This is a genomic window from Magnetococcales bacterium (assembly GCA_015231755.1).
Lineage (GTDB): Bacteria > Pseudomonadota > Magnetococcia > Magnetococcales > Magnetaquicoccaceae > Magnetaquiglobus.
Window position 1 is genome coordinate 18,891 of the sequence record JADGAZ010000031.1, and the last position, 6,854, is coordinate 25,744.

Annotated in this window: 6 protein-coding genes; all 6 read left to right on the forward strand. The window is 60.6% G+C overall.

Annotation, left to right across the window (positions count from 1 at the left end; genetic code table 11):
* Window positions 1-2,991, forward strand: a 2,991-nt coding sequence (locus tag HQL98_15610; GenBank protein ID MBF0273475.1) for a phage tail tape measure protein, incomplete at its 5' end; no start/stop codon positions are given.
* 11 nt (window positions 2,992-3,002) lie between these two features.
* On the forward strand, window positions 3,003-3,206 hold the full coding sequence (locus HQL98_15615; GenBank protein ID MBF0273476.1) for a hypothetical protein: 204 nt from the start codon (window positions 3,003-3,005) through the stop codon (window positions 3,204-3,206).
* On the forward strand, window positions 3,199-3,567 hold the full coding sequence (locus tag HQL98_15620) for a hypothetical protein (protein ID MBF0273477.1): 369 nt from the start codon (window positions 3,199-3,201) through the stop codon (window positions 3,565-3,567). Before HQL98_15615 ends, HQL98_15620 begins: the two co-directional genes overlap by 8 nt.
* A gap of 1 nt (window position 3,568) precedes the next feature.
* Window positions 3,569-4,600 (forward strand): hypothetical protein, encoded by a 1,032-nt coding sequence (locus HQL98_15625; protein MBF0273478.1) that lies wholly within the window; start codon window positions 3,569-3,571, stop codon window positions 4,598-4,600.
* 2 nt (window positions 4,601-4,602) lie between these two features.
* Window positions 4,603-5,928 (forward strand): hypothetical protein, encoded by a 1,326-nt coding sequence (locus HQL98_15630; protein ID MBF0273479.1) that lies wholly within the window; start codon window positions 4,603-4,605, stop codon window positions 5,926-5,928.
* On the forward strand, window positions 5,925-6,803 hold the full coding sequence (locus tag HQL98_15635; GenBank protein ID MBF0273480.1) for a hypothetical protein: 879 nt from the start codon (window positions 5,925-5,927) through the stop codon (window positions 6,801-6,803). The genes HQL98_15630 and HQL98_15635 overlap by 4 nt, the downstream gene beginning before the upstream one ends.
* Window positions 6,804-6,854 lie beyond the last annotated feature (51 nt).

Genomic DNA, 6,854 nt, shown 5'->3' on the forward strand with positions numbered 1-6,854 from the left:
TCCACCGCTTTCGTGCGTCTGGATAGTCATCTTTCCCAGGTGCGAGCCTCGTTGATTCAGTTGGGTGTGGCCAGCGCAGGCATCGGGCTGGCGGCCAAAGAAGCGATTTCTTTCGAGTCCGCCATGTCCGACGTGCGCAAGGTGGTGGATTTTCCCACACCCAAAGCGTTCGATGCCCTGACTGCCGATATCAAGGCCATGTCCCGCGAAATTCCCGTTGCCCTGGTCGAACTGGCAAAGATCGCCGAGGCGGGTGGGCAGATGGGCATCGCGGCCAATGATATTCGGGAATTCACCGATGTGGTGGCCAAAATGGCCACTACATTCAAAATTCCCGCCCAGGAGGCCGGTGTGGCCATCGGGCGGCTGATAAACGTGTTTGCCCTGACCATTCCTGAGACCCGGCTGTTGTCTGATGCGATCAACCATTTGGGCAACAACACCAACGCGGTCGAAAAAGATATCGTCGAGGTGATGAACCGGGTGGGTGGCATGTCGCGGGTATTCGGTCTGGCCAATACCGAAACCGCCGCCCTGGCCACCACCTTTTTGTCCATGGGCCTGGGGCCGGAACGATCGGCTACCGCCATCAACGCCCTGATGCGCGAACTTCAAAACGCGCCCATCCAGACCAAACGATTTCAGACGGCTTTGAATGGCATCGGCATGACCGGCAACCAGGTGGCAGCCATGATCAAGGCCGGGCCGCAACAGGCTTTGCTGGTGCTGCTCGACACCATCGCCAAACTGGACAAGCAGTCCCAGATGGAAACGCTGACAGGACTGTTCGGAGACATGTATTCCGACGAGATCGTCCAGGTGGTCAACAATCTGAACAAATACCGCTCCATCCTGGATCTGGTGGCCGATCGAACCCACTACGCCGGATCCATGCAACGGGAGTTCGAGGAGCGGCTGAAAACCACCAAAACCCATCTGGATTTCGCCTCCAATGCCTTTTCCGAGGCCGGAGTCAATATCGGTTACGCTTTTTTGCCCGCCATCCGGATGGCGGCGGACGGGGTTTCCTGGCTGGGCCGGGGGATCGCGGACGTGGCGGACCGGTTTCCAAACCTGACGGCGGGCGCGTTGACGGCGGTGACCGCATTGGTCGGGTTCGGGGCGCTGCGGCTGGTTTGGACCGTGGTGGGTTCCGGGGTGACCGGATTGATCGCGCCGATTGGCCTGCTGGCGTCCGGCGCCCGAAACGCGGCCACGCAATTCGGCGTCTGGGGGCTGGCGCAAATGGCTGTCGCTCGCCCTTTGATGGCCATGGGGGCGGGTCTCGTGACTCTTGGTGGTCACATGACAGGCTTGGCCAGATTGATCATGGGGCCATTGGCCACCGCTTTGCGTTTTTTGGTTTTCTCTCCTGTGGGCGGCGCCCTGACCCTGATTGCAATGGCTTTTTATGCGGTGAGCAAGGCCACCGAAGAGGTTGTGCCCGATACGGATGCGGCAGCGCAGGCTTTGGACAAGACCAAAAGCGCGGCGGAAGGTGCCGCCCCGGCTGCGAATACGGCAGCGCAGGCTTTGGACAAGACCAAAAGCGCGGCGGCAGGGATGGCCCCGGCCACCGATCAGGCGACGATCGCTTTGGACAAAGCCAGGACTGCGGCGGCGGGTGTGGCTCCGGCCACCGGTCAGGCGGCGACCGCTTTGGACAAAGCCAGGACTGCGGCGGCGGGTGTGACCACATCCACCGATCAGGCGACGACCGCTTTGCAAAATTTGTCCAATGTCATGCCGGATATCACAGCCAAGAGTCACGCGCTGCAATCGGATCTGACCAAACTGAACGGCGCGCTGGAAGGTCTGGAAAAAGAGCGGGTCGATGCGGTCAAACAGGCCAACATCGAAATCGTCCAGGATCAAAAGAAAGCCGCCGAGGAGCGGGTGCGCGCCACGGAAAGTGCCATCCAGGAGTCCATCCGCAAGGAGGAGTCCCTGGTTGAGCGCATGCGCAGCCTGTCGAAAGAGCTGGTCGATATGAGCCAGTCGAGCGCGGACCGGCGGCGGGAAATGGCCCGCAAAGGGATGAACGATGAGGCGGCCGAGGCGGATCGGGTCAGGGAGGCCTTTGAAAAAATCGCCAAAGCCAAAGAGTTGGTGGCCAAAACCAGGATCGCTCGCGACTCTGGCGATTTGAAGGCGGCCCAGGAATATGCCGAGGCGGCCAAGAAAAACGCCGAACAGGCGCAACGCATGGCTGGCAGTTTCCAAAACGTCAATACGGCACTACGTGCGTTCGATGCGGCTGAAGATGTGGCCAAGACCGCCCAGGAAGCGTTGATCAAAATGTCCGGCACCCAGTTGACCCAACAAGAGCGGGTCACAAAATCACTCCAGAAAGAGCTGGAAAAGCAGAAACGGGATGTCCAGGCATTTGCGGAAGAGTTGGACGCGCTGAACAACAAGCGCACTCTGGTCCGGATCGATGCGGAGATCCAGGAAGCCAAGGCGCGGATCCGGCAGATCAAAGAGGAGATCGATGCCCTTCCCACCTCCAAGACGGTCACGATCACCACCAGAAACGTCAAGGAATACGGAGGCGGCGGACTCGTCACGGCCCTGGCCATGGCCAGGGGGGGGTCGGTTCCGGGGGTGGGTGACAAGGATACGGTTCCGATCATGGCCATGCCCGGCGAGTTCATGATCAACAAACAATCGGTGAGAAAATTTCCCGGATTGGCCGAGGCGTTCAATGCCGGCAATGTCGTTCAGATGCGGGAGATCCTGGGCCGTCTGCCCCGGTTTGCCCGGGGTGGACCGATCGGATTTCCAGTGCCGCGCCTGCCGGAGATTCCCCGTTTCGCTTCCGGCGGCATGGTCCAGGCGGCTCCTGTGTCCCGGGACACCGTGAACATCACCTTGACCATCGGCGACCGGAAGATCGAGGGATTGACCGGGGACCGGCAGCTGGCCCGTCGGATCGACGAGGCCATGCGGGAGATGAGTCGGGGTCGTGTGGACCGGTTCCGGTTCGCGTGATCGGGGACGCCATGGAATCTTCTCTGCGGATGTTCGGCAACGCCCAGTCTGGCACGGTGATCGGTTTTGTCGGTGCGCTGGTGCGGGTCGCCACGGCGCGGGGTGTGATTGAGGCGGAATACGTCCGCCCGCTGAACAAGGGGGATCGGGTGGCGGTGTTGGACAACCGGGTGGTGCGTATCACCCGAGGGGAGGGATTGGTGCATCATGTCTAAGATGCTGGGGGATCTGACCTTGCCGGATTCGATCCTGTGGACCGATCGGGACCATTGGTCGGCGGTGAGTGCCGGGGTGACGCGCACCCTGGACGGTGGCTTGACGATCACCACGCGCCGCCTGTCGGGAGGACGACCGGTCACGCTCGAAGCCCAGCGGGGCGTCACTTGGTTGTCGCGCGCTCAGGTGGATGCCCTGCTGGCCATGGCCAATCAGGCCGGAGCCGTTTTTCCGCTGGTTTGGGACGGACAGATCTTGCGCGTGATGTTTCGACATCAGGAATCTTCGGCGGTCGCGTGCGCGCCGCTATGGCCAAACTGCCCGCACTACACGGGCACAATCAAGTTGATGGAGGTTTGACATGGCGATTCTGGACACCGATCTGAAACTCAAGAAATCGGTCGCTGTACACGATGGAGACGGCAATGGTGGCCGCATGGGGGGTGCTGCTGCGGAAGTGACCACCGGGGTCAAGAACAACATGCTGCCGGACATCCCCCATGCGGAGCGGATGGGTGGATTTACCCGCTATCGGAAATTTTTCGTGCATGTGGCCCCCGCCTCCAACCTTGCCCTGGCGGAAGCGTCGCTCTGCATCGAACGGCACACCCCGGGTGACGATGTGGTGGTGATGATGGCGGGCACCCAGACGGATCTCCAGGTCGATGCGGCCACCTATACCCGTCATTACGGGTGCGCGCCCCTGAATGCCAATGTCTCCTCCGGCGCCACCTCCATCACGGTCAACGTCGAACCGGGCAACGGTGCGGGCGGTGGCCGGGAGATCTTCAAGAGTGGCGACCAGATCCGCATCACCAACCGTGCCACCATCGACTCTGTCACCGGATCCGAGGAGGTGGTGCGGCTGGCAGACACAGGTGGAGTCGGTTGGAGCGGGACCGTGGCCACCCTGACGTTGGCCTCCGGGCAATCCCTGGCCAATGCCTATGTCGCCGCCGATACGCGGGTGTCGTCGCTGCTGGAGTCCGGAGACGTGGCGGCCACGGTGAGCGGATGGGGAGAGTCGTCTGTCGCCGGCACATTCGACGAGACGCTCCATCCAGTGGTCGCGAGCAACAGAGGGACGATTCTGCAAACCTGGACCGTGACCTTCACCAGCGCCACGGCCTATGGCGTGACCGGGAACACCATCGGCAGTGTGGGCGCAGGGGCCACCACCGCCAACTTTTCCCCAACCAACACCGATCAGTCCGCCCCCTATTTCACGTTGCCGTCAGCCGGGTTCGGAGGCACCTGGGCAGCCGGGGAGACCCTCACCTTCACCACCCATCCGGCCACCATTCCGTTCTGGCTCAAACATGTCGGTCCAGCCGGGGCCAACTCCTATTCGGGCAACGCCGTGACCGTGGCCGTGTTTGGTCAAAGCGCCTGACCATGGAAATCAAGGCTGGGGCGGTATTGATGTTCGCGCCAACCACAGGCGGCGGGGGCGGTGGTCGCGATCCATTCGGACTGCAAGACCCGGAACGCTTCCCGCATGTGGCCGTCGATCATGGGGCGATCGGGTTCACCCGGTTCGGTGAGCCGGATGCCCTGGCGCACGCTGCGATCCGCGCCGGAATCGCGGAGGCGCTGTTTGATGATGGCGGCCAATTCGATCCGCAACCCTTTTCGATCCGGGAATTCGGTCTGTCCGCGCCGGAGTTGGAAGCCATCACCCACAGCCGTGCAGGACTGACCGAGTCGGACCTGTCCAATCTGTCCACCCGTTCAACCCTGACCCGGGAAGAGTTGCAATCCCTGGCCACGGATTTTGGTCTGACCGCCTCCGGTATCGAAACGCTGCTCGATACCCTGCCCGATGCCCCATTCGCACAAGTGGTGGCCTTGGTCCGGGAGAATCAGGGGCGGGCCATCGAGTCGGTCATCCAGGACGGACGCAATCTGTCAGCGGAACAATACGACCGGTTGATGGCCCGCAATGCCACCAAAACAAAAACCACCCGCAAAGAAACCCCCGAGGAACAACGAAAACGCGCAGAGTCCGCCGAGAAAATCGAACTCAGCATCGGCTCCCATACCCCGTGCCGCGTGGAGTACCTGTTGATTCCCCCCTTGATGATCTCCGACGCGGATCACCTCTCCGTGCCCTCCTGGGGGCTGGGAGAGGTCGAAATCCGGATGGAGATCATCTCTTCTGTGGTTTGCAAGGTCTCCGGGACAGGTTCCTACGTCTCGTTGACCCCATCCGGACAGCGGTATGGCCCTTCTGCCCAGGTCTATGACGTGTGGACTCTGCGCTATTGGAACGGCGGCGTCACAATCGAGAGTGATGGCGGTCAGGGGTTGCGGATCGCCGGAAAAATTCAACCGTTTGAAGTGACGGTTGAAGGAGCGTTCAAAACCGCCTCAATCCAAATCGAGCCTGAATACACCTTTCACAAAATAGTGCGCCCGTGCGAATTGGCGCGCGAAAAAGAGATTCATCGCAAAGGCATCACCGTGGATCTGTACCCGCCGGATGACCCGGAAAAAACCGGCGACACGTTCACCCCGGTCGAACTGCCAAGCGTGATCACGACCGAACGGGAGTATCACTATGTGGATCCCAAAACTGGCCGGTCGGGAGGGCACGCCTATACCAGTTACAAAACGACGGGATATCTGGTCACGGAACAAGGTCCGCACCATAAAAAAACTGGAGACTTTGAGCGAGGAAAGGATCTGTCGGACAACGGCCGGATTTTTTACGCGTTATGACGCTCTCACTGCATCCCCTCTATCAACTGCTGGCCGCTCCTGTATCCGATCTGCTGGTGCGGCTGCGCGTCCTCGACTCGGATGGCGTGCCCATCGGCCCGGACGATGCCCATGGATTGGTGATTCAGATCTTCGCGCCAACCGGCGCAGGCCTCAGACAATTGGTGCATGTTGGCATACCTGCACCACTGCCATGGGTGGATTTCGTCCAGGCAGGCGACACGGTGCGACCGTTTGTTCACGATGATTATTTGGGGTACGGCGTGTGGAGGCCGGGCGTGATCTATCTGGGCGAACTCGGTGTCACCGCTTCCGGGGAGATCGACGCGGTGATGGCGGCCAAGCTCAACTCGCTGGGGGTGACCGACGACCATAACCCCGATTATCCGGCAAAGTTGGCCGAATGGGCGGCGGCTGTTGCGGGCATCAAACAGGAAATCGCTCGTTTGAAAAGTCGCATTGCTGAAACCACGGACGAGCATGATCGCTCCATGTTGATGGCGCAACTGTCGCAGCAATACGCCTCGCTGGAGGTCTATTTCCACGGGTTGACCACGATCGATGCGACCGGTGTCACCAAACCCGCCCGATATCAGGATGGAGAGTATGTCATCCCCTTGCGTCGCAGCGTTTTGAAACGGGAATTTTCACTGTCGGAGGAGAATGGCAATATGGTTTTTTTTATCCATGCCCATGTCAGGAGTTCGACCCCCTATTGGCCGCAAAACGCCAACAACAGTCTGGTATCCACCTTTCATCCGGGCACCTGGTTGCCGGGTGACGGGGTTCTGGGGTCGATCCGGATAGGGAGTGCCGGTGTTGCGGCGGGTCGTCATGAGCTGACCATGCTGCCTCTTTACCATGATCTGCCGTAACCGTTCAGCCCAGTAAAACGCTTCAGGCGGTCTGAAGCATCAAAACAGCCT